Below are 235 nucleotides of genomic sequence, written 5' to 3'. Positions count from 1 at the left end.
ATATATAACAACTGTTTTAATTTGGGGCTCAACCTGGTTGGCCATAGAGTTTCAGCTAGGCGATATTGCTGTTGAACTATCGCTATTTTATCGTTTTGCAATCGCGGCATTATTAATGTGGTTATATGTGGCATACAAAAAACCTAAAATGCGATTTAATTTAGTCGATCATGGTTTTTTCGTATTATTGGCCCTGTTTAACTTTGGCCTAAATTACTTAATGCTTTACTGGGCA

General features: G+C 35.7%; 1 protein-coding gene. It reads left to right on the top strand.

Going from position 1 to position 235, the window contains the following annotated elements; genetic code table 11:
• Positions 1-235: EamA family transporter (locus tag AAEY62_RS24850; protein WP_350637169.1), on the top strand; the 235-nt coding region annotated here is incomplete at both ends.

Source organism: Pseudoalteromonas sp. GW168-MNA-CIBAN-0100, from assembly GCF_040309225.1.
Lineage (GTDB): Bacteria > Pseudomonadota > Gammaproteobacteria > Enterobacterales > Alteromonadaceae > Pseudoalteromonas > Pseudoalteromonas arctica.
Note: the sequence above shows the minus strand (reverse complement) of the source record. Positions and strands in the feature narration are given on the sequence as shown.